General features: G+C 72.0%; 22 protein-coding genes. 13 read left to right on the top strand and 9 right to left on the bottom strand.

Annotated features, from left to right (window positions below; translation table 11 throughout):
• The first annotated feature begins 250 nt into the window (after window positions 1–250).
• The 6 genes from OHA37_RS16525 to OHA37_RS16500 all read left to right on the top strand — a co-directional run bounded on the left by OHA37_RS16525 (window position 251) and on the right by OHA37_RS16500 (window position 6,345).
• Window positions 251–1,255, top strand: a complete 1,005-nt coding sequence (locus tag OHA37_RS16525; protein WP_266905924.1) for a Rossmann-like and DUF2520 domain-containing protein — start codon at window positions 251–253, stop codon at window positions 1,253–1,255.
• A complete protein-coding gene (panC, locus tag OHA37_RS16520) occupies window positions 1,252–2,265 on the top strand; it encodes a pantoate--beta-alanine ligase (protein WP_443046174.1) in 1,014 nt (337 codons plus the stop codon). Before OHA37_RS16525 ends, panC begins: the two co-directional genes overlap by 4 nt.
• The gene (locus tag OHA37_RS16515; RefSeq protein ID WP_266905922.1) at window positions 2,262–4,055 is read left to right on the top strand and encodes an L-aspartate oxidase; all 1,794 of its coding nucleotides are present in this window, start codon (window positions 2,262–2,264) and stop codon (window positions 4,053–4,055) included. The genes panC and OHA37_RS16515 overlap by 4 nt, the downstream gene beginning before the upstream one ends.
• Window positions 4,056–4,114: 59 nt before the next feature.
• The gene (gene nadC / locus OHA37_RS16510) at window positions 4,115–5,062 is read left to right on the top strand and encodes a carboxylating nicotinate-nucleotide diphosphorylase (protein ID WP_443046306.1); all 948 of its coding nucleotides are present in this window, start codon (window positions 4,115–4,117) and stop codon (window positions 5,060–5,062) included.
• Between the two features lie 3 nt (window positions 5,063–5,065).
• The gene (locus tag OHA37_RS16505) at window positions 5,066–5,875 is read left to right on the top strand and encodes a type III pantothenate kinase (protein ID WP_250752787.1); all 810 of its coding nucleotides are present in this window, start codon (window positions 5,066–5,068) and stop codon (window positions 5,873–5,875) included.
• A gap of 275 nt (window positions 5,876–6,150) precedes the next feature.
• On the top strand, window positions 6,151–6,345 hold the full coding sequence (locus tag OHA37_RS16500) for a DUF397 domain-containing protein (RefSeq protein ID WP_266905917.1): 195 nt from the start codon (window positions 6,151–6,153) through the stop codon (window positions 6,343–6,345).
• Window positions 6,346–6,374: 29 nt separating this feature from the next.
• Here the strand turns inward: OHA37_RS16500 and OHA37_RS16495 are convergent, their stop codons facing one another.
• Window positions 6,375–6,686 carry a winged helix-turn-helix domain-containing protein gene (locus tag OHA37_RS16495; RefSeq protein WP_266905915.1) on the bottom strand — a complete coding sequence of 104 codons (312 nt, stop codon included), beginning with the start codon at window positions 6,684–6,686 and terminating at the stop codon, window positions 6,375–6,377.
• Window positions 6,683–7,102 carry a hypothetical protein gene (locus OHA37_RS16490; RefSeq protein WP_266905913.1) on the bottom strand — a complete coding sequence of 140 codons (420 nt, stop codon included), beginning with the start codon at window positions 7,100–7,102 and terminating at the stop codon, window positions 6,683–6,685. Before OHA37_RS16490 ends, OHA37_RS16495 begins: the two co-directional genes overlap by 4 nt.
• 168 nt (window positions 7,103–7,270) lie before the next feature.
• Between OHA37_RS16490 and OHA37_RS16485 the strand changes: the two genes are divergently transcribed.
• From OHA37_RS16485 to OHA37_RS16465, 5 genes are all read left to right on the top strand, one after another.
• Window positions 7,271–7,864, top strand: coding sequence for a hypothetical protein (locus OHA37_RS16485; RefSeq protein WP_266912854.1), 594 nt, complete (start codon window positions 7,271–7,273; stop codon window positions 7,862–7,864).
• Between the two features lie 13 nt (window positions 7,865–7,877).
• A complete protein-coding gene (locus OHA37_RS16480; protein WP_266905911.1) occupies window positions 7,878–8,051 on the top strand; it encodes a hypothetical protein in 174 nt (57 codons plus the stop codon).
• Window positions 8,052–8,163: 112 nt separating this feature from the next.
• Window positions 8,164–8,619 carry a BlaI/MecI/CopY family transcriptional regulator gene (locus OHA37_RS16475; protein WP_266905909.1) on the top strand — a complete coding sequence of 152 codons (456 nt, stop codon included), beginning with the start codon at window positions 8,164–8,166 and terminating at the stop codon, window positions 8,617–8,619.
• Window positions 8,620–8,628: 9 nt separating this feature from the next.
• The gene (locus OHA37_RS16470; protein WP_266905907.1) at window positions 8,629–9,159 is read left to right on the top strand and encodes an amino-acid N-acetyltransferase; all 531 of its coding nucleotides are present in this window, start codon (window positions 8,629–8,631) and stop codon (window positions 9,157–9,159) included.
• Window positions 9,160–9,326: 167 nt separating this feature from the next.
• Window positions 9,327–9,665, top strand: coding sequence for a histone-like nucleoid-structuring protein Lsr2 (locus OHA37_RS16465; RefSeq protein ID WP_254385652.1), 339 nt, complete (start codon window positions 9,327–9,329; stop codon window positions 9,663–9,665).
• Here the strand turns inward: OHA37_RS16465 and OHA37_RS16460 are convergent.
• Complete coding sequence (locus tag OHA37_RS16460; protein WP_266905904.1) at window positions 9,647–10,318, bottom strand: SCO3374 family protein; 672 nt, start codon at window positions 10,316–10,318, stop codon at window positions 9,647–9,649. The genes OHA37_RS16465 and OHA37_RS16460 overlap by 19 nt on opposite strands.
• A gap of 487 nt (window positions 10,319–10,805) precedes the next feature.
• Here OHA37_RS16460 and OHA37_RS16455 point away from each other — a divergent pair, with 487 nt between their 5' ends.
• Entirely contained in the window at window positions 10,806–13,331 is a 2,526-nt protein-coding gene (locus OHA37_RS16455) for an ATP-dependent Clp protease ATP-binding subunit (RefSeq protein ID WP_266905902.1), read from the top strand.
• An 81-nt stretch (window positions 13,332–13,412) separates the two neighbouring features.
• On the opposite strand, the gene OHA37_RS16450 is transcribed toward OHA37_RS16455, so the two are convergent.
• Window positions 13,413–16,421 carry an NACHT domain-containing protein gene (locus OHA37_RS16450; protein ID WP_266905900.1) on the bottom strand — a complete coding sequence of 1,003 codons (3,009 nt, stop codon included), beginning with the start codon at window positions 16,419–16,421 and terminating at the stop codon, window positions 13,413–13,415.
• A gap of 369 nt (window positions 16,422–16,790) precedes the next feature.
• Here OHA37_RS16450 and OHA37_RS16445 point away from each other — a divergent pair, with 369 nt between their 5' ends.
• Window positions 16,791–17,405, top strand: coding sequence for a M23 family metallopeptidase (locus OHA37_RS16445; RefSeq protein WP_266905898.1), 615 nt, complete (start codon window positions 16,791–16,793; stop codon window positions 17,403–17,405).
• Here the strand turns inward: OHA37_RS16445 and OHA37_RS16440 are convergent, their stop codons facing one another.
• The 5 genes from OHA37_RS16440 to OHA37_RS16420 all read right to left on the bottom strand — a co-directional run bounded on the left by OHA37_RS16440 (window position 17,406) and on the right by OHA37_RS16420 (window position 22,383).
• Window positions 17,406–18,785, bottom strand: coding sequence for a LamG-like jellyroll fold domain-containing protein (locus tag OHA37_RS16440; RefSeq protein ID WP_266905896.1), 1,380 nt, complete (start codon window positions 18,783–18,785; stop codon window positions 17,406–17,408).
• Between the two features lie 154 nt (window positions 18,786–18,939).
• Entirely contained in the window at window positions 18,940–20,253 is a 1,314-nt protein-coding gene (gene cseC, locus OHA37_RS16435) for a two-component system sensor histidine kinase CseC (protein ID WP_266905894.1), read from the bottom strand.
• A gap of 49 nt (window positions 20,254–20,302) precedes the next feature.
• Complete coding sequence (gene cseB, locus OHA37_RS16430; RefSeq protein WP_266905892.1) at window positions 20,303–21,004, bottom strand: two-component system response regulator CseB; 702 nt, start codon at window positions 21,002–21,004, stop codon at window positions 20,303–20,305.
• A gap of 123 nt (window positions 21,005–21,127) precedes the next feature.
• Window positions 21,128–21,784: a hypothetical protein gene (locus OHA37_RS16425; RefSeq protein ID WP_266905890.1), complete on the bottom strand. Its 657-nt coding sequence runs from the start codon at window positions 21,782–21,784 to the stop codon at window positions 21,128–21,130.
• 38 nt (window positions 21,785–21,822) lie between these two features.
• Complete coding sequence (locus tag OHA37_RS16420; RefSeq protein ID WP_053678383.1) at window positions 21,823–22,383, bottom strand: SigE family RNA polymerase sigma factor; 561 nt, start codon at window positions 22,381–22,383, stop codon at window positions 21,823–21,825.
• Window positions 22,384–22,447 lie beyond the last annotated feature (64 nt).

Below are 22,447 nucleotides of genomic sequence, written 5' to 3'. Positions count from 1 at the left end.
TCCGGTTCCGCGATACGCTCCGGGCCCCCGGCCCGCTCCGCCGCCGCGTCCGGTTCCGCGATCCGCTGCACGCCCGTGTGCCTGCCCGACCCTCCGCCGGAGCCCGCCCCCGCCCCCACACCCCCGCCGGGCCCCGAGCCCGGCCCCGCACCGCCGCCGGGCCCCGAGCCCGGCCCCGCGGTCGTCGTCCGCTCCGTGTCCTGGTTCATGCCCCGATCATCGCCGACCGGCCCGCACACCAGGGGCTAGCATGGCGACGTATCGTCCGGTACCCCCCGCGGACCGGAACGGAACGGAAGGCCTCCCCCGCGTGAACACAGCCCCCCAGGCGGAGCGCCCCGCCCGGCTCTCCGTCGGTGTCGTCGGAGCCGGCAGGGTCGGCCCGGCGCTGGCCCGTGCCCTGCAGCAGACCGGGCACCGGCCCGTCGCCGTGTCCGGTGTTTCCGACGCCTCGCGCCGCCGCGCCGCACGGATGCTGCCCGACGTGCCCGTCGTGTCACCGGCGCAGGTGCTGCAGGCCTCCGACCTCGTGCTGCTGACGGTCCCCGACGACGCCCTGCCGTCCCTGGTGGAGGGCCTCGCCGAGACCGGCGCGGTCCGTCCCGGGCAGCTCCTCGTGCACACCTCCGGGCGGTACGGGGTCTCCGTGCTGGACCCCGCGCGCCGTGCGGGCGCGCTGCCGCTGGCCCTGCACCCCGTGATGACCTTCACCGGTACCGAGGTGGACGTGCAGCGCCTCGCGGGCTGCTCCTTCGGGGTGACCGCTCCCGACGAGCTGCGGCTCGCCGCCGAGGCCCTGGTCATCGAGATGGGCGGGGAGCCCGAGTGGATCGCCGAGGTGAACCGCCCGCTCTACCACGCGGCCCTCGCCCTCGGCGCGAACCACCTGGTCACCCTGGTCGCCCAGTCGATGGAACTGCTGGCCAAGGCCGGCGTCGAGCACCCGAACCGGATGCTCGGCCCGCTCCTCGGCGCGGCCCTCGACAACGCCCTGCGCTCCGGTGACGCCGCCCTGACCGGCCCGGTGGCCCGCGGTGACGCCGGTACCGTCGCCGTGCACGTCTCGGAGCTGCGCAAGCACGCCCCGGGCACCGTCGCCGGGTACCTCGCGATGGCCCGTACGACCGCCGACCGGGCCCTCGCGCACGGCCTGCTCAAGCCCGAACTGGCCGAGGACCTCCTCGGCGTACTCGCGGACGGCGCGACCGGCCCCGGCCCCGGCCCCGAGGGAAACGAAGGCGGCGGCGAGCTGTGATCCTCCTCGACACCGCGGACGCCCTGCACCGGCTGCCCCGCGCCGCCACCGAGGCGGACACCGCCGGCCGCCGCGCCGTCGTCATGACCATGGGCGCCCTCCACGAGGGCCACGCCACCCTGGTCCGCACCGCCCGCGAGCAGGTCGGCCACACCGGCCAGGTCGTGGTCACGGTCTTCGTCAACCCCCTCCAGTTCGGGGCGAACGAGGACCTCGACCGCTACCCCCGCACCCTCGACGCCGACCTGGCGATCGCCGAAGCGGCCGGCGCCGACGCCGTGTTCGCCCCGGCCGTCGACGAGGTCTACCCCGGCGGCGACCCCCAGGTCCGGATCACCGCCGGACCGATGGGCGGCCGCCTCGAAGGCGCCACCCGCCCCGGCCACTTCGACGGCATGCTGACCGTCGTCGCCAAGCTGCTCCACCTCACCCGCCCCGACCTGGCCTACTTCGGCCAGAAGGACGCGCAGCAACTGGCCCTGATCCGGCGGATGGTGACCGACCTGAACTTCCCCGTCGAGGTGGTCGGCGTACCGACCGTCCGCGAGGCGGACGGGCTCGCGCTGTCCTCCCGCAACCGCTACCTCTCCGCCAAGGAGCGCGGCACCGCCCTCGCCCTCTCCCGCGCCCTGTTCGCCGGCCGCGACCGGCTCGCCGCGCAGTCCGCGCTGCGCGCCCGCGCCGAGGCGCAGGCCCCGCCGGCCGGCGACGAGCGGGCCACGGGCCTGGCCCGGCTCGGCGAGATCCGCGCCTCCGCCGACGCGCACGCCGTCGCCGCGGCGGGCGCCGGGCTGCCGGAGGCCGTACGGGCAGCCGCGCGGCACGTCCTGGAGGAGGCGGGCCGCCACGATCCGCCGCTCGTCCTGGACTACCTGGCGCTGGTGGACCCACAGGACTTCACCGAGGCCGGTCACGGCTTCACCGGTCACGCCGTGCTGGCCGTCGCCGCGAAAGTGGGCGCGACCCGGCTGATCGACAACATCCCATTGGAGTTCGGAGCACAACCGTGAGCACCCCAGGCAGAGGCCCCGCAACCGCGGGCACCAGCACCGGCATACGGCTCCACGCCCCGGCGCCCGGCTGGTCCGTGGACGCCGATGTCGTGGTCGTCGGGTCCGGAGTCGCCGGACTGACCGCCGCGCTGCGCTGCGCCGCCGCGGGCCGCCGTACCGTCGTGGTCACCAAGGCCCGGCTCGACGACGGCTCCACCCGCTGGGCCCAGGGCGGCATCGCCGCCGCCCTCGGCGACGGGGACACCCCCGAACAGCACCTCGACGACACCCTCGTCGCGGGCGCCGGACTGTGCGACGAGGCCGCCGTCCGGCTCCTGGTCACCGAGGGCCCGGACGCCGTACGCCGGCTCATCGCCGAGGGCGCCGTCTTCGACACCTCCGCCGAGACCGGCGAGATCGAGCTGACCCGCGAGGGCGGCCACCACCGCCGCCGCATCGCGCACGCCGGCGGGGACGCCACCGGCGCCGAGATCTCCCGGGCGCTCGTCGAGGCCGTCCAGGCCGCCGGCATAGAGACGGTGGAGAACGCCCTGGTCCTGGACCTGCTCCTGGACGCCCAGGGCCGTACCGCGGGCGTCACCCTGCACGTCATGGGCGAGGGCCAGCACGACGGGGTCGGCGCCGTCCATGCGCCCGCCGTGATCCTCGCGACCGGCGGCATGGGCCAGGTCTTCTCCGCGACCACCAACCCGTCGGTCTCCACCGGCGACGGGGTGGCCCTGGCGCTGCGCGCCGGAGCCGAGGTCTCCGACCTCGAATTCGTGCAGTTCCACCCCACCGTGCTCTTCCTCGGCGCCGACGCCGAGGGCCAGCAGCCCCTGGTGTCGGAGGCCGTCCGCGGCGAGGGCGCGTACCTCGTCGACGCGGACGGGGTCCGCTTCATGACCGGCCAGCACGAGCTCGCCGAGCTCGCCCCCCGCGACATCGTCGCCAAGGGCATCATGCGCCGCATGCAGGAGCAGGGCACCCAGCACATGTACCTGGACGCCCGGCACTTCGGCGCCGAGATGTGGGAGCAGCGCTTCCCGACCATCCTCGCGGCCTGCCGCTCGCACGGCATCGACCCGGTCACCGAGCCCATCCCGGTCGCCCCGGCCGCGCACTACGCCTCCGGCGGCGTACGGACCGACCTGCACGGCCGCAGCACCGTCCCCGGGCTGTACGCCTGCGGCGAGGTCGCCTGCACCGGAGTGCACGGCGCGAACCGGCTGGCCTCCAACTCCCTGCTGGAGGGCCTGGTCTTCGCCGAGCGCATCGCCGACGACATCATCGGGAACCCGCCCGTGGGCACCGGCCCCGGCATCCCCGTCCCGGCCACGGGCCCCCTCCAGCCCGCCGAGGCGCGCTACGAGATCCAGCGCATCATGACCGACGGCGCGGGCGTGCTCCGCTCCGCCGAGTCCCTGCGCCGGGCCGCCGCCGCGCTCGAAGCCCTGTACGCGACGGCGCTGACGGAGCTGGAGACCCGGGGCAAGACGGCGGTCCCCGGCACCGAGACCTGGGAGGCCACCAACCTCCTGTGCGTGGCCCGGGTGCTGGTCGCCGCCGCCCAGCGGCGCGCGGAGACCCGCGGCTGCCACTGGCGGGAGGACCACCCCGACCGGAACGACACCGACTGGCGGCGCCACCTGGTCGTGCGCCTGTCGCAGACCGAGCGGCGGGCCCTGGTCGTCACCTCCACGGACTCGGCGGACTTCCCGTCCGTACGGGTCCCCTTGAGCGCAGACGGCACCGACAGCACCGACGCCACAGACAGCACCGACAGCAACGAAAGCCTGGAGCCGTAACCGTGACCACGCACGAGCACGACCACAACCACGAGCACGAGCACGCCGAGCTCCCCCTCGTGGGCCAGAGCGAAGCCGGCGGCTGCGGCGACGACTGCGCCTGCGGCGAAGGCGAGGAGTCCGGCCTGGACCCGGCGCTCGCCGAGCTGCTGGAGGAAGCCGGCCTGGACCCCATCGAGGTCGAGGACATCGCGCACATGGCGCTCTCCGAGGACCTCGACGGCGGAGTCGACGTCACCACCGTCGCCACCGTCCCCGAAGAGGCCGAGGCGATCGCCGACTTCGTCGCCCGCGAGGACGGCGTCGTGGCCGGCCTGCGCATCGCCGAGGCCGTGTTCTCGGTCGTCTGCACCGAGTCCTTCGAGGTCGAGCGGCACGCGGAGGACGGCGACAGCGTCAAGGCCGGCGACGTGCTCCTGTCGGTGCGCTCGCGCACCCGCGACCTGCTGACCGCGGAGCGCAGCGCCCTCAACATCGTGTGCCGCCTGTCGGGCGTCGCGACGGCCACCCGCCGCTGGGCCGAGGCCCTGGAGGGCACCGGCGCCAAGGTCCGCGACACCCGCAAGACCACCCCGGGGCTGCGCTCCCTGGAGAAGTACGCGGTGCGCTGCGGCGGCGGGGTCAACCACCGCATGTCGCTGTCGGACGCGGCGCTGGTCAAGGACAACCACGTGGTCGCGGCCGGCGGCGTCGTCCAGGCCTTCACCGCCGTGCGGGAGGCCTTCCCGGAGGTCCCGATCGAGGTCGAGGTCGACACCCTGCAGCAGGTCGGCGAGGTCCTGGAGGCCGGTGCCGACCTGATCCTGCTCGACAACTTCACCGTGGAGCAGACCGCGCAGGCCGTCGCGCTGGTCGCCGGCCGCGCCACCCTGGAGTCCTCGGGCCGCCTCACCCTGGACACGGCCCGCGCCTACGCCGAGACCGGCGTCGACTACCTCGCGGTCGGCGCGCTGACCCACTCCTCCCCGATCCTGGACATCGGCCTCGATCTGCGCGAGGCGGTGTAACCGATGCTCCTCACCATCGACGTGGGCAACTCCCATACGGTCCTTGGCCTGTTCGACGGTGACGAGATCGTCGAGCACTGGCGCGTCTCGACCGACCCGCGCCGCACGGCCGACGAGATGGCCGTGCTGATGCAGGGCCTGATGGGCATGCACCCGATGCTCGGCAACGAACTGGGCGACGGCATCCACGGCATCGCGATCTGCTCGACGGTGCCTGCGGTGCTGCACGAGCTCCGCGAGGTGACCCGGCGCTACTACGGCGACGTTCCGGCGGTGATCGTGGAGCCCGGCACCAAGACGGGCGTCCCGATCCTGATGGACAACCCGAAGGAGGTCGGCGCCGACCGCATCGTCAACGCGGTCGCCGCCGCCGAGCTCTACGGCGGCCCCGCGATCGTCGTCGACTTCGGTACGGCGACCACCTTCGACGCGGTCTCCGCCAAGGGCGAGTACGTCGGCGGGGTGATCTCCCCGGGCATCGAGATCTCCATGGAGGCCCTCGGCGTACGGGGGGCCCAGCTCCGCAAGATCGAGCTGGCCCGCCCGCGCAACGTCATCGGCAAGTCCACGGTCGAGGCGATGCAGTCGGGCGTGGTCTACGGGTTCGCCGGCCAGGTCGACGGGATCGTGAACCGCATGGCCAAGGAGCTGGCCGGCCCGAACGGCGTCCCGGACGACGTCCGCGTCATCGCCACCGGCGGCCTGGCCCCGATCGTCCTCGGCGAGGCCGAGGCCATCGACGACCACGAGCCCTGGCTCACCCTGATCGGCCTGCGGCTGGTCTACGAGCGCAACGCGCCCGCCTTCGGCTGACCGGGCCGGGACCGCCGGTCCCGCCCCCCGCCCGCCGGCCCGAGCGCCCCGACGGCCCCCGCCCTCCCTCCGGAGGCCGGGGGCCGCTTGCGTCCCACGGGCCACGGGCCGGGCCCCGTTCGGCTCGCCGCCGCCTTTACCGCGCCCTGACGCCCGCCATGACAATTTCCCCGGAAATGGCCGGACCGCGGCGGCCGCGGGGTTACCTTCGCCCCACGACATGTACCGGGAGCCCGTCCCCGGCGCCAGAAGCGCCTGTGACCGGAGGAGACGTCATGACCGCTCGGCCCGCCTGGCAGAAGTCCTCGTTCTGCGGCGAGGGGGACAACTGCGTGTACGTCAGCGCAGCCCCCGGCACCCTGGTCCGCGTGGCGGACCGCGCCGACCCGGCCCACCTGGTCCTCGCCGCCACCCGCACGGCGTGGGCGGAGTTCCTCCAGACGGTCAAGGCGACGGCCGACGGGGCCTAACCCGTCCCCGGCCCTTCCCCGGCCCCTTCCTAGCCCTCGGCGATGGCCCGAAGGGCCGCGAGGTGGCGCCCGTAGACGGTGCGGCCCTCCGGGGTCAGGGAGAGCCAGGTCCGGGGGCGGCGGGCCACGCGGCCCTTCTCGACGGCCACCCAGCCCGCTTCCTCCAGCACCGACACCTGCTTCGAGAGAACCGAGTCGGACACCTCGACCAGGTCGCGGACGAAGGCGAACTCGGCCCTGTCCACCGTGGCCAGCGCCGCCGTCACCGACAGGCGTACGGGCGCGTTGAGCAGTGGCGCGAGGGCGTGGCGGGGATGGCTTCCCGGCTTTGCGTCCGTCACGACGCCCGCCGCGATTCGAGCCAGGCGCCCACGGCGGGCGGCAGCGCGCATGCCGGCGCGGCGACCGCCGCGAAGGCCGGGGCGGCCGCGAAGACCGTGGTGCCGAGCGAGACCGACAGCGCGAACAGGACGGCCCAGGAGCCGATCACCAGCCCGTGCTTGAGGCCGAACCCGCGCCGCACCACGCGCTGCCGCGCGGCGTACACGCTCAGCCCCGTCACGAGGAGGGTGTTCCCCAGCCCGAACGCCAGGGCCGAGGCGAGGCCGTGCCACAGGACGGCCAGCGGGACGAGCGCCAGCTGGCCGGCGGCGAACACCCATAGATAGCGCGTGTACCAGTCGCTCCGCCGCAGGGCGGCGGCCTCGGTCTTCGCCGCGCTCTCGTACATCCCCACGGCGTCCGCGTGTTCGGTCATGAGATCCCCCTCGTCTCCGGTGCCCGATGCTCTCTTTCTAGATTGGAGTGCACTTTCCAGTTTGGCAAGTACAAATACGCCGCGCCGTTCCCGCGCCCACTCAAGGGATTTTGTCCGATTAGCGCGTATCTTCGGCCCATGCCCACGCCCTACGGATCCCGCGGCGGCATGGCGTTCGGCGCCGATGAGCTTCACGTGCTCAGGCGCTCGCTCGCTCACGCCCTTCAGTCCTCGACGGCCCCACTGACGGCCGTCGAGGTCCAGGACTGCCTGCGCCTCGCGGCGTCGGTGGACGACGCGGTCCAGGAGGCGGGGAGGCTCAGAGCCTTCCTCCTGGCCGACCTGGCGCGGTACAGAGCCGCCCTGCCCGGCAGCCTCTCCGGCTACCTGGAGCTGCTGCAGGACGCCCTGGCCGCCGGCTACGAGCCGGTGCCGGACGATCTCGCGGCCCTACGGGCGCTGCGCGCCAACCCGGTCGCCGCCGCAGTGCTGGAGCGGGCCCAGACCATCGCGGAGCGCTCCGTACGCCGCAGGCTGTCCACGGCGCCCGCACCGCGCACCCGGCTGCTGACCCTCGCGGGCGGCACCGACACGGGCGGCTCCGGCAAGGGCGGCACCGAGAAGGAGGGCGACCCCGCGCGCCCGAAGCCCGAAACGCGCCCGGACGACCGCCCCGCACGCCCCATCCCGACCCCGGGCGAGGTCTTCCCGCCGCGCCGCAAGCCCAGCCCGCCCCCGGAGGCCGGGCGCGCGGCAGGGTAGCTAGGCTGGGGGCATGGACTACGTTTCCGCGCTCGTGCCCCCCTTCGTGATGGCCGTGTTCTTCGTCGCGCTCGTCGTGACGATCGTGAAGAGCCAGGGCGGTGCCAACAAGGCCAAGGAGGACGCGGCCGTGGACGCCGTGCTCGCCCGCGCCGAGGCCGCTCACCAGTCCCAGCCCCAGAAGTAGGCCCCCTCGACAGGGGACGGGCGTACGGCTTCCCAGCCGTACGCCCGATTTTGTTGCGCCTTGCCGCCCGGATAGCCGCGCAATTCACCACAACCCGCACTATCGTGCTGGTGTGCCTCGCCCCTTGGGAGAACTCGAAGACGCAGTCATGACGCGGGTGTGGCAGTGGAACCGCCCGGTCACCGTTCGTGAAGTCCTGGAAGACCTCCAGCAGGAACGGTCCATCGCGTACACCACGGTCATGACCGTTATGGACAATCTTCATCAGAAGGGCTGGGTCCGCCGCGAGGCGGAAGGCCGCGCCTATCGATATACGGCGGTCTCCACCCGGGCCGCTTACTCGGCCGCACTGATGAACGAAGCCTGGTCGACGAGTGACAACCCCGCAGCCGCCCTCGTGGCCTTCTTCGGCATGATGTCCGCGGAACAGCGCGAGGCACTCAGGGACGCCGTACGCATCGTGCAGCCGGCGGAACCCGAAGGGACCCCGGAGGCCGCCGACTCCCCGGCCGCGCCGCCCGATGCCGAAGGCGACTCCGTGGCGCCGGGCACCGAGCCGGGGCGATAACGTCCGGGCATGGGTGAGTTTTCCGCTGCACATGCAAAAACAGTGACGATCCGCCGAGCGCGCACCGGTGATGTTCCCGCGCTGCGCCACCTCCTCGACCAGTACGTTCAGCAGCGGATCCTGCTGGACAAAGCACCGGTCGTCCTTTATGAGGACATCCAGGAGTTCTGGGTCGCCGAACGCGACTCCGATGGCCGGGTGGTCGGCTGCGGTGCGCTCCACGTGATGTGGGAAGACCTGGCCGAAGTCCGCACTCTTGCCGTCGACCGCGACTTGAAGGGCGCGGGAGTCGGTCATCTGGTGCTCGACAAGTTGCTGGAGACCGCCCGGAGGGTAGGCGTCAGCCGGGTTTTCTGCCTGACCTTCGAAGTGGACTTCTTCGCGAAGCACGGCTTCACCGAGATCGGCGAGACCCCGGTCGACACCGATGTGTACATGGAGCTGCTGCGTTCCTATGACGAGGGAGTCGCCGAGTTCCTCGGTCTCGAACGAGTGAAGCCGAACACCTTGGGCAACAGTCGGATGCTTCTGCACCTCTGATCGATCACGGCGGGGATTTCACAGGAGCCCCCGGCTCCGGGGCCTATGTCCGAATCGCGCACGTTTCCCGACCCGTTGCGGACCCGAACCCGTGACGGGGGGTTTGTGTTTTCCAGGCAAAAGCGGTTTCCTTTCCGCGTACTGCTTTTCGATGAAAGGAAATCCCGGTGGCACAGAAGGTTCAGGTCCTTCTTGTCGACGACCTCGACGGCGGCGAGGCGGACGAGACGGTGACGTTCGCTCTGGATGGCAAGACCTACGAGATCGACCTCACCACCGCCAACGCTGAAAAGCTCCGCGGCCTCCTCGACCCGTTCACCAAGGGCGGTCGCCGCACCGGTGGCCGTGCCGCGGCGGGCCGTACCAAGGGCGGCCGCACCGCCGCGACGTCCGGCAACCCGGACACGGCCGAGATCCGCGCCTGGGCCAAGGCCCAGGGCATGAGCGTCAACGATCGCGGCCGCGTTCCGCAGGAGATCCGCGAGGCTTACGAGAACCGCGGCTGACCTCCGGTCATCACCGCGGTGCCGATGCGATGCGCAGAGGCCGTACGCCGCCGCAGCCGCGCCCGGTGGCATTCCGTCGCCGCCGCCGCGACCAGGCGTACGAGACCGGGCCCGGAGGCGTCCGCGCCACGACCGGGCCCGGAGCCCCGCCCCGCAGCGGGCAGGGCGGGCAGCAGTGCCTCACACCCCTGCTCGGGGGGCCGCAGCCACACGGCGGCCCCCCGAGGGTTTTCCCCGGGCCCCACCAGGTGTCCCGGAGGCGTCGGAGCGGTGATCCGGCCACCCGCACCCAGGGCGGCGAGATCCAGGGCCACCCCGCCCCACTCCAGCCAGTCGAGCAGCCCCTCCAGCTCGTCGGCGCTCCCCGGGGCCACCAGGAACCGCATCCTGCGTCCCATGAGCGCCACCGGACCCGTGGCACCGCCGCAGGGGCCGCGCAGCACCGCGGCGCCGGCATCGGCAGGCAGCTCCAGTACGTCGAACCGCACCCCGGTCACCAGCTGCCCGGGCGGTCCGCCGGCCACGGGCCAGCCGAGCACGCGTTCGTACCAGGACGCCGGCGCTCCGGCCGCATCGGTGGCGGAACCGGCCGGGGGCGCCCCGATCGGAGCGCGGGGGAGCGGGACGGTGGGGGGCGGCGCGGTGAGGGCCATGTCCGGAGCAACTGCGGAAACGCTTCGGGGTTACGCGGGAGGGGACGCGGGATGTGACGCAGCGCACTCGCATCAATGCGGAACGTAAACGTCCGAGTGCTCGGAGTCTCACATTCAGGACGGAAGCGTGTTCGCCCGTAGCGGAGGGAACAGTCGTTCACCAGCGTGAACTGTCCGCTCTTACGGGTAAGACATTCCTAGTGGATCGGGGCGACACGCTGTTTTGCAGGGTCCGAGACCGCCTTCCGTTCGCCATCGGCGTACACGTGTGACGGGTATCTGCCTGGCCTGCGGGAACATCGTCTCGCACCATCGGGTTGGAGCAGTTGTCGGCACTTACAGCCGGGTTTTCCCACGGACGTGAGGGTGAGCCGCGGACGGATGTCGGCAGTTGGAATGAGCTGTCCCGCCCCGCGGGACTAGCATGCGGAAGGACAGGGCGGGGACCGACCCCGAACTGCCCGACCGCTCTGAGGAGCGATAAACGATGTTCGAGAGGTTCACCGACCGCGCGCGGCGGGTTGTCGTCCTGGCTCAGGAAGAAGCCCGGATGCTCAACCACAACTACATCGGCACCGAGCACATCCTCCTGGGCTTGATCCACGAGGGTGAGGGTGTCGCCGCTAAGGCCTTGGAGAGCCTCGGGATTTCGCTCGAGGCTGTTCGCCAGCAGGTTGAGGAGATCATCGGACAGGGGCAGCAGGCCCCTTCCGGCCACATCCCCTTCACCCCGCGGGCGAAGAAGGTCCTGGAGCTTTCGCTCCGAGAGGCCCTCCAGCTCGGCCACAACTACATCGGCACCGAGCACATCCTGCTCGGCCTCATTCGCGAGGGCGAGGGCGTCGCCGCCCAGGTCCTGGTGAAGCTGGGCGCCGATCTCAACCGAGTCCGGCAGCAGGTCATCCAGCTGCTCTCCGGCTACTCCGGCGGAGGCAAGGAGTCGGCCACGGCCGGCGGCCCGGCCGAGGGCACGCCCTCGACCTCGCTCGTCCTGGACCAGTTCGGCCGCAACCTCACGCAGGCTGCTCGCGAATCCAAGCTCGACCCGGTCATCGGGCGCGAGAAGGAGATCGAGCGGGTCATGCAGGTGCTGTCCCGCCGGACCAAGAACAACCCGGTCCTCATCGGCGAGCCCGGCGTCGGCAAGACCGCCGTCGTCGAGGGCCTGGCCCAGGCGATCGTCAAGGGCGAGGTTCCCGAGACCCTCAAGGACAAGCACCTCTACACGCTTGACCTGGGTGCCCTGGTCGCCGGTTCCCGCTACCGCGGTGACTTCGAAGAGCGCCTCAAGAAGGTGCTCAAGGAGATCCGCACCCGCGGCGACATCATCCTGTTCATCGACGAGCTCCACACCCTCGTGGGTGCGGGTGCCGCCGAGGGCGCGATCGACGCCGCCAGCATCCTGAAGCCCATGCTGGCCCGTGGTGAGCTCCAGACCATCGGTGCCACGACGCTCGACGAGTACCGCAAGCACCTTGAGAAGGACGCGGCCCTTGAGCGCCGCTTCCAGCCGATCCAGGTGGCGGAGCCTTCCCTCCAGCACACCATCGAGATCCTCAAGGGCCTGCGCGACCGCTACGAGGCCCACCACCGCGTCTCCATCACGGACGAGGCCCTCGTGCAGGCGGCCACCCTGGCCGACCGGTACATCTCGGACCGCTTCCTCCCGGACAAGGCGATCGACCTGATCGACGAGGCCGGCTCCCGGATGCGCATCCGCCGGATGACCGCGCCGCCGGACCTCCGCGAGTTCGACGAGAAGATCGCGAACGTGCGTCGCGACAAGGAGTCGGCCATCGACTCCCAGGACTTCGAGAAGGCGGCTTCCCTCCGTGATTCGGAGAAGCAGCTGCTGGCGGCGAAGGCCAAGCGCGAGAAGGAATGGAAGGCCGGCGACATGGACGTCGTCGCCGAGGTCGACGGCGAGCTCATCGCCGAAGTCCTGGCGACCGCGACCGGCATTCCGGTGTTCAAGCTGACCGAGGAGGAGTCCTCGCGACTCCTGCGCATGGAGGACGAGCTCCACCGTCGCGTCATCGGCCAGAAGGACGCCATCAAGGCGCTCTCCCAGGCGATCCGCCGCACCCGTGCGGGTCTGAAGGACCCGAAGCGTCCCGGTGGCTCGTTCATCTTCGCCGGCCCGTCCGGTGTCGGTAAGACCGAGCTCTCCAAGACGCTCGCCGAATTCCTCTTCGGCGACGAGGACGCGCTGATCTCCCTCGACATGTCGGAGTTCAGCGAGAAGCACACGGTTTCCCGTCTCTTCGGTTCGCCCCCCGGCTACGTGGGCTACGAAGAGGGCGGCCAGCTGACCGAGAAGGTCCGCCGGAAGCCGTTCTCCGTCGTCCTCTTCGACGAGGTCGAGAAGGCCCACCCGGATATCTTCAATTCCCTTCTCCAGATCCTGGAAGACGGTCGCCTGACCGACTCCCAGGGCCGGGTCGTGGACTTCAAGAACACGGTCATCATCATGACGACCAACCTGGGTACCCGGGACATCTCGAAGGGCTTCAACCTCGGCTTCGCGGCCCAGGGAGACACCAAGACCGGATACGACCGGATGAAGGCGAAGGTCAACGAAGAGCTCAAGCAGCACTTCCGGCCCGAGTTCCTCAACCGTGTCGACGACACGGTCGTCTTCCACCAGCTCACCGAGGAAGACATCGTCCAGATCGTCGACCTGATGATCGCCAAGGTCGATGACCGCCTGAAGGACCGTGACATGGGCATCGAGCTCAGCACGGAAGCGAAGGCACTGCTGGCCAAGCGCGGCTACGACCCGATCATGGGTGCCCGCCCGCTGCGCCGCACGATCCAGCGCGAGATCGAGGACATCCTGTCGGAGAAGATCCTCTTCGGCGAGCTGCGCCCCGGTCACATCGTGGTCGTCGGCAAGGAGGGTGAGGGCGACGAAGCCAAGTTCACCTTCCGCGGTGAGGAGAAGACTCCGATCTCGGACCTTCCCCCCATCGAGGCGTCGGGCTCCGGCCCGGACCTCACCAAGGGTGCGTAAGCGCTAGCCGCTCACAGCGGTACGAAGGGGCGGCCCCGGGACCGAAAGGTTCCGGGGCCGCCCCTTTGCCGTGGGCACCCTTCACTCCTCGTAGGCGCCCTCGTAGGCCTGCGTCACCGGCTTCAGTGCCGCCTCCGGGAAACTGCGGGCCACCTGCGACCGCAGGGCCGAGTCCCACGCTTCGTCGTCGTAGACCATGACGGTCCGGAGTGCGGGCAGGTGCGCGTACGCGGCGAGGCCGGCCAGCGCCGCGGTGTGCACGGCGATCTCCTCCAGGCCGGCCAGCGCCGAGAGCTCGGCCCACGCGGCCTTGCCGCTCGGGCGCCACCCGCGGCCGAGCCACAGCCGCCGCAGGCTCGTCAGCCGTCCCAGGCCGGCCAGGTCCGGGTCGGCGTCGTCCAGGTGGAGCGCCTCTAGGGGGGCCTCGGGGGAGAAGTCGGCGAAGGACCACGGACCCTGCCCCGAGTGCAGGGTGAACGCACGCAGCCGGGGCCAGGCGGCGAGCGCCGGCCCGAGGGGGACGTCGTTGCCGAGGTCGAGGGTCACGTCCTCCAGGGGCAGCCCGTGCAGCGCGCTCAGGTCCCGCAGCTCGGGCCATACGGTGATCTCGAGCGACCGCAGCGAGGACTGGCCGCGCAGGAACCCGGCGTCGGCCCCGCCGGAGAACCGCCGCAGGACGAGGCCCGACACGGGCTGGCGGGCCAGGAAGCGGGTCAGGGCGTCCCGGCTCACCTCGTGGTTGACGTACAGGCCGGGCGGGCCGGTGAAGCCCGTCAGCGCCGCGAGATCGGCGTCCCGGGTGATGACGAGATCGCCGGGGGGAGGGACCATGCGCGCGAGGACTTGGGCCGCGTAGTGCTCGCTGTCGAACCGTTCCCAGGCCTTGGTCAGTGTCGCGCGGACCTGTTCGTTGGGGTGCAGGCAGTAGCCGGCGAGGTAGCCGACCGCCGCCTCGGCCCGCGTCTCCGCCGCCGCGATCACCGAGAGGCGGGCGATGCGGACCGTCTTCCCGGTGGGCGGCAGCAGCTCCAGGACCAGCGGCCCGATCCGGCCGAGCGAGCGCGCCGCCTCCTCGTTCTTCGGGGGAATGAGGCGCAGGGCGGCCTTGTGGACGTCCTGGCGCAGACCGGGCTCCAGTTCGGCCGCGTATTCCAGTGACGCGAGGGCCAGCAGCACCGACCGGTCGGAGTCGCGGACCAGCAGGTCGCCGATGATCGCCTCGCGGTCGTGGGGGCGGCCCTGGGCGACCGCCATGCGGATGACGTCCTCCCACTGATCGTCGTCCGCGTGCCGGGTCAGCTCGCCGAGACCGCCCTCGTCCAGGGCGGCCCGGGCCCCGAGGAAGTCCTGGAAGGTGCGGTGGACGAACTCCAGGGTGTCTTCCGTGGGCGCGCGCAGGAGCCCGGTCCGCTCCAGGAAGTGCTGCAGTACGGCCGGGGCGTCGCCGAGCACCTGCGCGGCGGGTACGGCGGGCAGCGCGGCGGCGATCAGCTCCTCGGCCCGTTTCCGGGAGATCTGCGTGCGGCCGTTGCGGATCAGCCAGTACGCGAGCCGCTGGAGGAGCTGGAGCTGCGGCTCCTCGGCGAGTTCCGGCAGGCGCAGCTCCCGCTCGCGGTCGCGGCGGTACAGCAGCATCGACAGGGCGGCCGTGTAGAGCTCCCTGCGGCCCGAGGGCAGGAAGCCCCGGCGTTCGCGGTGCAGGGCGCAGATCAGCCCGCACAGCAGCGGGTTGGTGGCGAGCCGGGCCAGCTCCGGTTTGGTGGCCAGGGATTCCAGCAGCTGGTCGCGGAGGTGCTCGCCGGCTTCGGCCGCCGCGTGCCAGCGGGTGACGAAGGCGGCCACGGCGGCCCGGTTCATGGGGACGAGGGCCAGCTCGGCGAACTCCTCGCCGGCGAGCCAGTCCTGGCGGACCGCCGAGGGCCGGGAGGTGACCAGCCACCGGTTGCCGGGGTAGGCGGCGAAGAGGTCGACGAGCCAGTCCCGGGCCCGGGCCCGCTCGCCCTCCGGGATCTCGTCGATGCCGTCGACCAGGACCAGGCCGCGTCCCGCGCGCAGGACCCGGTCCTCCCAGCCCTCCGGAGCCTGCCCCTTGAGCGAGGTGGCGGCCAGGAAGTCCTTGGCGGCGGGCAGGGGCGCCTCGTGCCTGCTCAGGGTCCGTAGGGGCAGTACGTACGGGACGACGTCGGCCCCGCCCCCCTCCCGGCCGGCGGAGACGGCGAGCTGCTGGATCAGCGTGGTCTTGCCGGACCCGGCCTCGCCGCGCAGGAGGACGCGTAAGCCCTCGGCCATCCACGGGTCCGAGGAAGCGCGTAAGTCGGCGTGCGGCCCCCGGGGAGTCGCGGTCAAGGACAGGCCGCCCCCCGCGCCCAGGGCGCCCCAGGACGGGCCGGGGGCGACCAGCTCCAGGCTCACGTACGCCGCCTCCAGCGGCCAGCGGGCCGAGCCGGGCGGCAGGTCGAGCCCGAAGATCGTCAGGGTGCCGTGCCGTCGGGCGAGGTACTCCCGGTACCTCGCCTCGAACTCCGCGTCGCGGCCGTCCTGGCGGGGGATCCGGTCCAGCAGGACGTCGATCTTGGCGATCAGCTCGGCCAGGCGGCGGGCCTGCTCGACCAGGGCCCTCGGGATGTAGGTGGAGCGGGTCGTGAAGAACTGCAGGATGTGCAGGCAGGTGGTCTCCAGCAGGCGGTCGTGGAAGAGCTCGGCGTCCCGGCCCAGGCCCGTGGCAGGCGCCGCCCTGCGCAGTTCGGCGGCGAAGGCCCGCGCGCCCATCTCCACCGCCTGGGCGTCCTCCAGGGACAGGGTCCCGAGGGAGTACAGGGTGGCGGCCAGCGCGGCCGCGACGCCCGCCTCCTCGCCCGGCGGCAGCGGTTCCTCGCCGGGGGCCCGTAAGGCCCCCCTGACGAGCTTGTCGGCCAGTCGGCGCAGGTCGTACCGGGACAGCACGCGCTGCTCGTGCAGGGAGACGTACGCGGAGATCCGCACGGGCCGGTCCACGAGGCCGGCGCCCGCTCCCTCCGCCCGGAAAAGCTGTTTCACGAGGGGGGCCACGAACCCCGAGGCCAGCCGGATCCCGATCACGGATGCGTCCACGAGCCGGAGCGTAGCTTCGGCGTGACGTGGGTCGCAGGGCTTTGGTCCCGGCGGGGGGTCGGCGGAGGTCCCGGGCCGGTGACAAGCCGCACAGGGCAAATCGGACCTACTAGGAGCATTCGTAGAGATCCATGTCCCATTTGCCCTACCGCTGGGCCAGTGGGGAGGCGGTCAACAGGGCTGACAGCCCCCTCCGCACCTACGAGCCCGGGTAGTACCGGGGAGGTTTGGGGAAGCCGGGGTGCCCGGGTTACCAAGGATGAGCAAGCAAGCCCGGCACCTGCTCAGCGTGCCGGGTCCTTTCTTGCCCGCAGCACTCCGCAGCACCCCGCAGCACCGTTCCCCGTCCCCGGCCCGGAGGTCTCCTTCATGTCCGCGAAGCGCGTCAGCATCCGTCGTACCCGTATCGCCATCGGCGCCACCGCCCTCGGTGCGGCCCTGGCCCTCGGTGCCGGAACGACCGCCGCCTTCGCCGACGAGGTGCCCCAGGCCGAGCTGACCGGTACGGTCCAGCTGGTCTCCGAGCAGGCCGCCGCCCAGGCCGCGATCGCCGCGAAGCCGGCCGCCCTGTGGGAGAAGCCGGTGTCGAAGTACACGCTCTCCGCGACCTTCGGCAAGGGCGGCACCATGTGGTCGCACAAGCACTCCGGCCAGGACTTCGCCGTCCCGGTCGGCACCCCGGTCGACGCCGTCTCGGCGGGCACCGTGGTCAAGGCCGGCCCCAACGGCGGCGGCGACGGCCCGGCCTACGGCAACGCCATCGTGATCAAGCACGCGAACAACACGTACTCCCAGTACGCGCACCTCTCGAAGATCCAGGTCAAGATCGGCGAGAAGGTCTCCAAGGGCGAGCAGATCGCCCTCTCCGGCAACACCGGCAATTCGAGCGGCCCGCACCTCCACTTCGAGATCCGGACCACCCCGAACTACGGCTCGGCCGTGAACCCGGTGTCCTTCCTGCGTACGGTCGGCGTCACCATCTGATCAGCCGGTCACCCAGGCGTGGGTCGCGGTCGCGCGGGCCGCGGCGTCCAGCTGGCCCTTGCGGTAGGCGGTGGCCTGCTCGGGCGTGAAGGCCGATTCGTAGATCCGGATGTAGTTCATCGCACCCTTGAACGCACCGGCCCACGCGTCCTGGTGACGGGCCCGGCCGAGCTGCAGGGGGCCGGAGTTCTGCCAGATCCCCGGGACCGGGGCCTCGCCGGCCTTCTTGCCCTCCACGTAGAGGTAGATCATTTTCTTCTCGGCGTCGTGGACGGCCGTCAGCACCGCCCAGGTCTTGACCGTCTTCCTCCCCTGGGAGGAGACCGTCACCACCGTGGGCGTGGCGCCCTTCTCGTTGGTCCGCACGCGGAACACCCAGGCCTGCTTGCCGTTCACCTCGTCGGCGCCGAGCTCGAAGGCGAACGAATCCCCGGTGCCCTGGCTCATCACGATGTGCGCGCCCTTCGCCGTGGAGGCGTTGTTGACGCGGGCCGAGAGGGAGAAGCTCTTGGTCGTGTCCACCCCCGGCTCGGTGGCCTGGGCGTACGAGTTCGGATTGCCCTTGAGGGTGAGCTCGAAGCGCGTGTCCACCTTGGGCACCGCGGCATCGGGGCCCATGCGGATGTTGGTCTTGCCGACGCCGTCCCTGAGCAGGGAGACGTCGCTCGACACGGTCGGGGAGTAGCTCTTCGACGGTGAGGCGTCGGGGTCGGGCGACCCGGATCCGGACGGGGACGGGGACGCGGACGTGGCGGGAGCGTTGTCGGCCACGTCGTTCTTGCCCGCCTTGCCGTCCCGCAGCACGAAGAACGTGCCGCCGCCGGCGAGCAGCAGGACGACGGTCACCGCTGCGCCCACCATCCACAGCCGCTTCTTGCGCCGCTCGGAGGCCGACCGGTCGGCCATCGCCTCCCAGTCGGGCTGATCGCCGAAGGCCACGGGCGGCAGGTCCTGGCCGGGTCCGTTGTGGCCGGGCTCCTCGAAGAAGGGCATCGGGGGACCGAAGGCGCCGGCCGCGGGCGGGCTCGGCGGGTAGCCGTAGCCGCCGCCCTGCGGGTAGCCGTAACCACCGGCTTGCGGGTAGCCGTAGCCCTGGCCGTCGCCGGGCGCGGTCTCGTCGGGCCGGCCGGGCGGGAAGCCGTAGCCGTGGCCGCCGCCGGGCGCGGGCGGGCCCGGCTGCTGGTCCTGTTGCCCGTACTGATCCTGCCGGCCGTGCTGCTCGTGTTGGCCGTACGGGTCCTGCGGGTCGTGCTGCTCGGGCCGGCCGGGCGGGAACCCGTAGCCGCCCGGCGCGGGTATCCCCGGCGGGAACCCGTAGCCGCCGCTCTCCGGCGCGGGCTCGGGCTGGGGGCTGTGCGGGCGATCCGTACCGTCAGTCATGGTTCGGATGCTAAAACATCGGCGTCCTCAATCGAACAGCCGAGTGTCGCGATACGACACCGATCGCGGGCGGTACGGGCGCCGGCCCCCCGCCCGGTCCTGCCCGGTCCCGCCCGGGTGCCGCTCCGTCCCGCCCGGTCCCGCTCCGTCCCGCTCAGTCCTCCCGGCGGACGATCGGGAAGCTCCCCGTCGCCGTCGGCGCGTGCTCCGGCAGCCACAGCACCGCCACCGCCCCCGCCGCAGAGCCGCCCTGGTCGAAGCCGCCGGGGGCCGCCACGTTGCGGAACGTCAGCCGGGCGCCCAGCACCCGCGCCTGCCCCTCCGCGATGGTCAGCCCCAGCCCGTGCCCCACCCCGGCCCGGTCCGTGGACCCGGTCCGGAAGCGGCTCGGGCCCTCCTGGAGCAGGGCCTCGGGGAAGCCCGGCCCGTGGTCCCGGACCCGTACGACCCGGCCTTCGACATCCACCTGGACCGGCGCCCGCCCGTACCGCGCGGCGTTCGCCAGCAGGTTGCCGAGGATCCGCTCCAGGCGGCGCGGATCGGTGCTGACGATCTCGTCGGCGACGATCCGTACCCTCGCCTCCGGCATCAGCGACCTGACCCGGCGCTGCACGAACTCGCCCAGCGCCACCTCCTGGAGCTCCGCCCGCTCGGACGCGCTGTCCAGCCGGGCCACCTCCAGCACGTCCTCGACCAGCGCCCGCAGCGCCTGCGCGCGGTCCCGCACGAGCTCGGTCGGCCGGCCCGGCGGGAGCAGCTCCGCGGCCGTGAGCAGGCCGGTCACCGGGGTGCGCAGCTCGTGCGCGATGTCGGCGGTCACCCGCCGCTCCGCTTCCAGCCGCTGCTGGAGGGCGTCCGCCATCGCGTCGACCGCCCGCGCGAGGTCGTCGGTCTCGTCGCGCACGACGCCCCCGACCGCGTCCCGCACCCGTACCTCGGGATCCCCGTGCGCCACCCGCTGCGCGGCGGCCGCGGCCTTGCGCAGCCGGCGCGAGATCTGGCCGCCGATGAGCACGCCGAGCGCAGAGCCGCCGATGACCACGGCCAGGGAGCCGATGACCAGGGCCCGGTCCAGGTCGCGCACCATGTTGGCGCTCTCCCGGAACTGCGTGTGCAGCGACAGCACCTGCCCGTTGCCGAGCGGTACGGCCGCCCACACCTCGGGGAGCCCGCGCGGGTTGTCCTGGACGTAGGTGCCGCGCCGCCCGGACCGGGCCTTCTCGCGCAGCTCACCGGGCAGGTCCGGGTCGTTGAGCTTGGCGCCCATGAGGGGCTTGCGGCCGGCCTCGGCGATGCGGGAGATGAACTGCACCCGGTCGAGCTGCACCTCGCGCGCGCTCTCCAGCATCGATACGCGGGCAGCGCTGTGCACCACCAGGCTCAGTGCGATGGCGGTCAGCGCGCCCACCGACGCGATGGCGAGCGTGATCTTCCAGCGGATCCCGGTCCGCAGGGTGAACCGCTTCATTCAGATTTCATTCCCGCGCTCGTCCCCCGTGCTCGTCCTCCTCAAGGCATCAGGCCTTGAGCTTGTATCCGAATCCCCGGACCGTTTCGATCCGGTCCTGGCCGATCTTGGTGCGCAGCCGCTGGACGTGGACGTCCACGACGCGGGTGTCGCCGCCCCAGTCGTAGTCCCAGACCCGCTCCAGCAGCCGGTCGCGCGAGAGCACGGTGCCGGGGGAGGTGGAGAACTCCAGCAGCAGCCGCATCTCGGTGGGGGTCAGTGCCACCGGGACGCCCGCCTTGCGCACCTCCATGCCCTCCGTGTCGACCTCCAGGTCGCCGAAGAGCAGCACCCCGCGCTCGCCGGCGTCCTCCTCGGACCCGCCGCCCTGCGGGCCGCCGGCGTGGCCGAAGCGGCGCAGCACCGCGCGGATGCGGGCCACGAGGACGGAGCCGTCGAAGGGCTTGGTGACGTAGTCGTCGGCGCCCGCCTCCAGGCCCAGCACCACGTCGATGGAGTCGGCGCGCGCCGACAGCATGATGACGGGAACGGTGGACTCGTCGCGGATGCGGCGGCACAGGCTCACGCCGTCCATCCCCGGCACCATCACGTCGAGCAGCGCGATGTCGGGCCGGTCGGCCCGGAAGGACTCCAGACCGGACAGCCCGTCGGGCATGGCCGTGACCACGAACCCGTCGCGTTCCAGCGCCAGGGTCGTGGCCTCACGGATGACGTCGTCGTCCTCCACGAACAGCACATGGGTCTCGGCCATCGGGAGCCTCGCCTCGCCTCGGTACTCGGTGCTTCGGTTGCTCGGTGCTTCGGTCTTTCGGATGCCGGGTTCTTCAGGTCGCCCGGCTCTTCGGGTGGTTCTTCGTCCGGCTCTTCGGGTGGTTCAGCCCTTTGGGCTGACGGCCGGGGCGGGGGCCGTCCCGCCGTCGACCACGCTGCTGTAGTCGGTGTGCACCCGGTCCTGCTCGGTGAACCGCTCCCCGTTCCAGCGGTACGTGATCAGGTCTTCGCCCGAGGGGTAGGAGAGCGCGTCGCTCTTCCCGTAGACCGGCTTGGTGACGACCAGGTCGCCCCGGTCGATCTCGGCGTAGACGGGCGGCTGCTCGTCCGAGAAAACATTCTCGTACGAGGCCCCGTCCGCGCGGTACACGAACGATCCGCGGCCGAGCGCGTCGGCGCAGGACAGGACGTTGACCACGATGTCGACCTCGGGGCCGCCGGTGATCTTCCCGTAGCTGACGTCCACCGGGTACTCGTTGCCGGAGCAGGGCTTCAGGTCCCGCTTGACCTCGGAGCTGACCTTGGGGTCCGCCTTGACCAGGGCGATCGGGTCGACCTTGGCGGCGGGCTTGCCGGAGGCCCGGGGGGTGAGGGGGGTGGCGGCGCTCGCGTCGTGTTCCGAGGGCGCCGAGGAGGGGGCCGCGGTCTTGGCCACCGACTCCGTACGGGCCGGGCCGCCGTCCCGCAGCCCCGTGCCCCCCGTCGAGCAGCCGACCGCGAACAGCACGGTGCCGACGAGGACGATCGTCCCCGCCGACATGAGTACCACCGAGCTCTTGCCGCTCAGTCTTGGGCCAATCAGGCCGCGCACCGCTCACGCCCCTCGTACCGGATGGTGTGGTCACCGCGCTCCAGCGCGCGCATGTCCAGGTCCCGGCTCTCCAGTTCCTGCCGGAGCCGGGCCAGTGCGCGGTGCAGAGTGCTCTTCACGGTTCCCGCCGACATGCCGAGCGCCGCGGCCGTCTCCTCGGTGCTCATCTGCTCCCAGTGTCGCAGCACCACCACACTGCGCTGCTTGGGCGCGAGCACCTTGAGGATGTCCATGAGCAGGGCGCGGTCGGCGCGCTGGTCCGAACCGTCCTCGACGGAGGCGTCGGGGAGCTGCTCGGTGGGAACCTCGTCGAGCTTGCGGGCCCGCCACCATTCGGTACGGGTGTTGATCATGACACGGCGCAGGTACGCGTCGGCAAGGGACTTGTCGGCGATGCCGTCCCAGCGGCCGTAGGTGCGCACGAGCGCGGTCTGCAGGAGGTCCTGTGCGTCGGTCGGGTCCGGAACCAGGCGACGGGCACTGCGCAGCAGCGCGTCCTGCCGGGTGCGTACGTACTCTTCGAATTCGAGTACCTCGCCGTGCGCCATCTCAGACCGCCTCCGTTCCGACCAACCGCTCATCCGCTGCCTTACGGATTCGACGGTACGGAGG

It is taken from the genome of Streptomyces sp. NBC_00335 (assembly GCF_036127095.1).
Taxonomy (GTDB): Bacteria; Actinomycetota; Actinomycetes; order Streptomycetales; family Streptomycetaceae; genus Streptomyces.
This window is presented reverse-complemented; position numbering and strand designations above follow the sequence as displayed.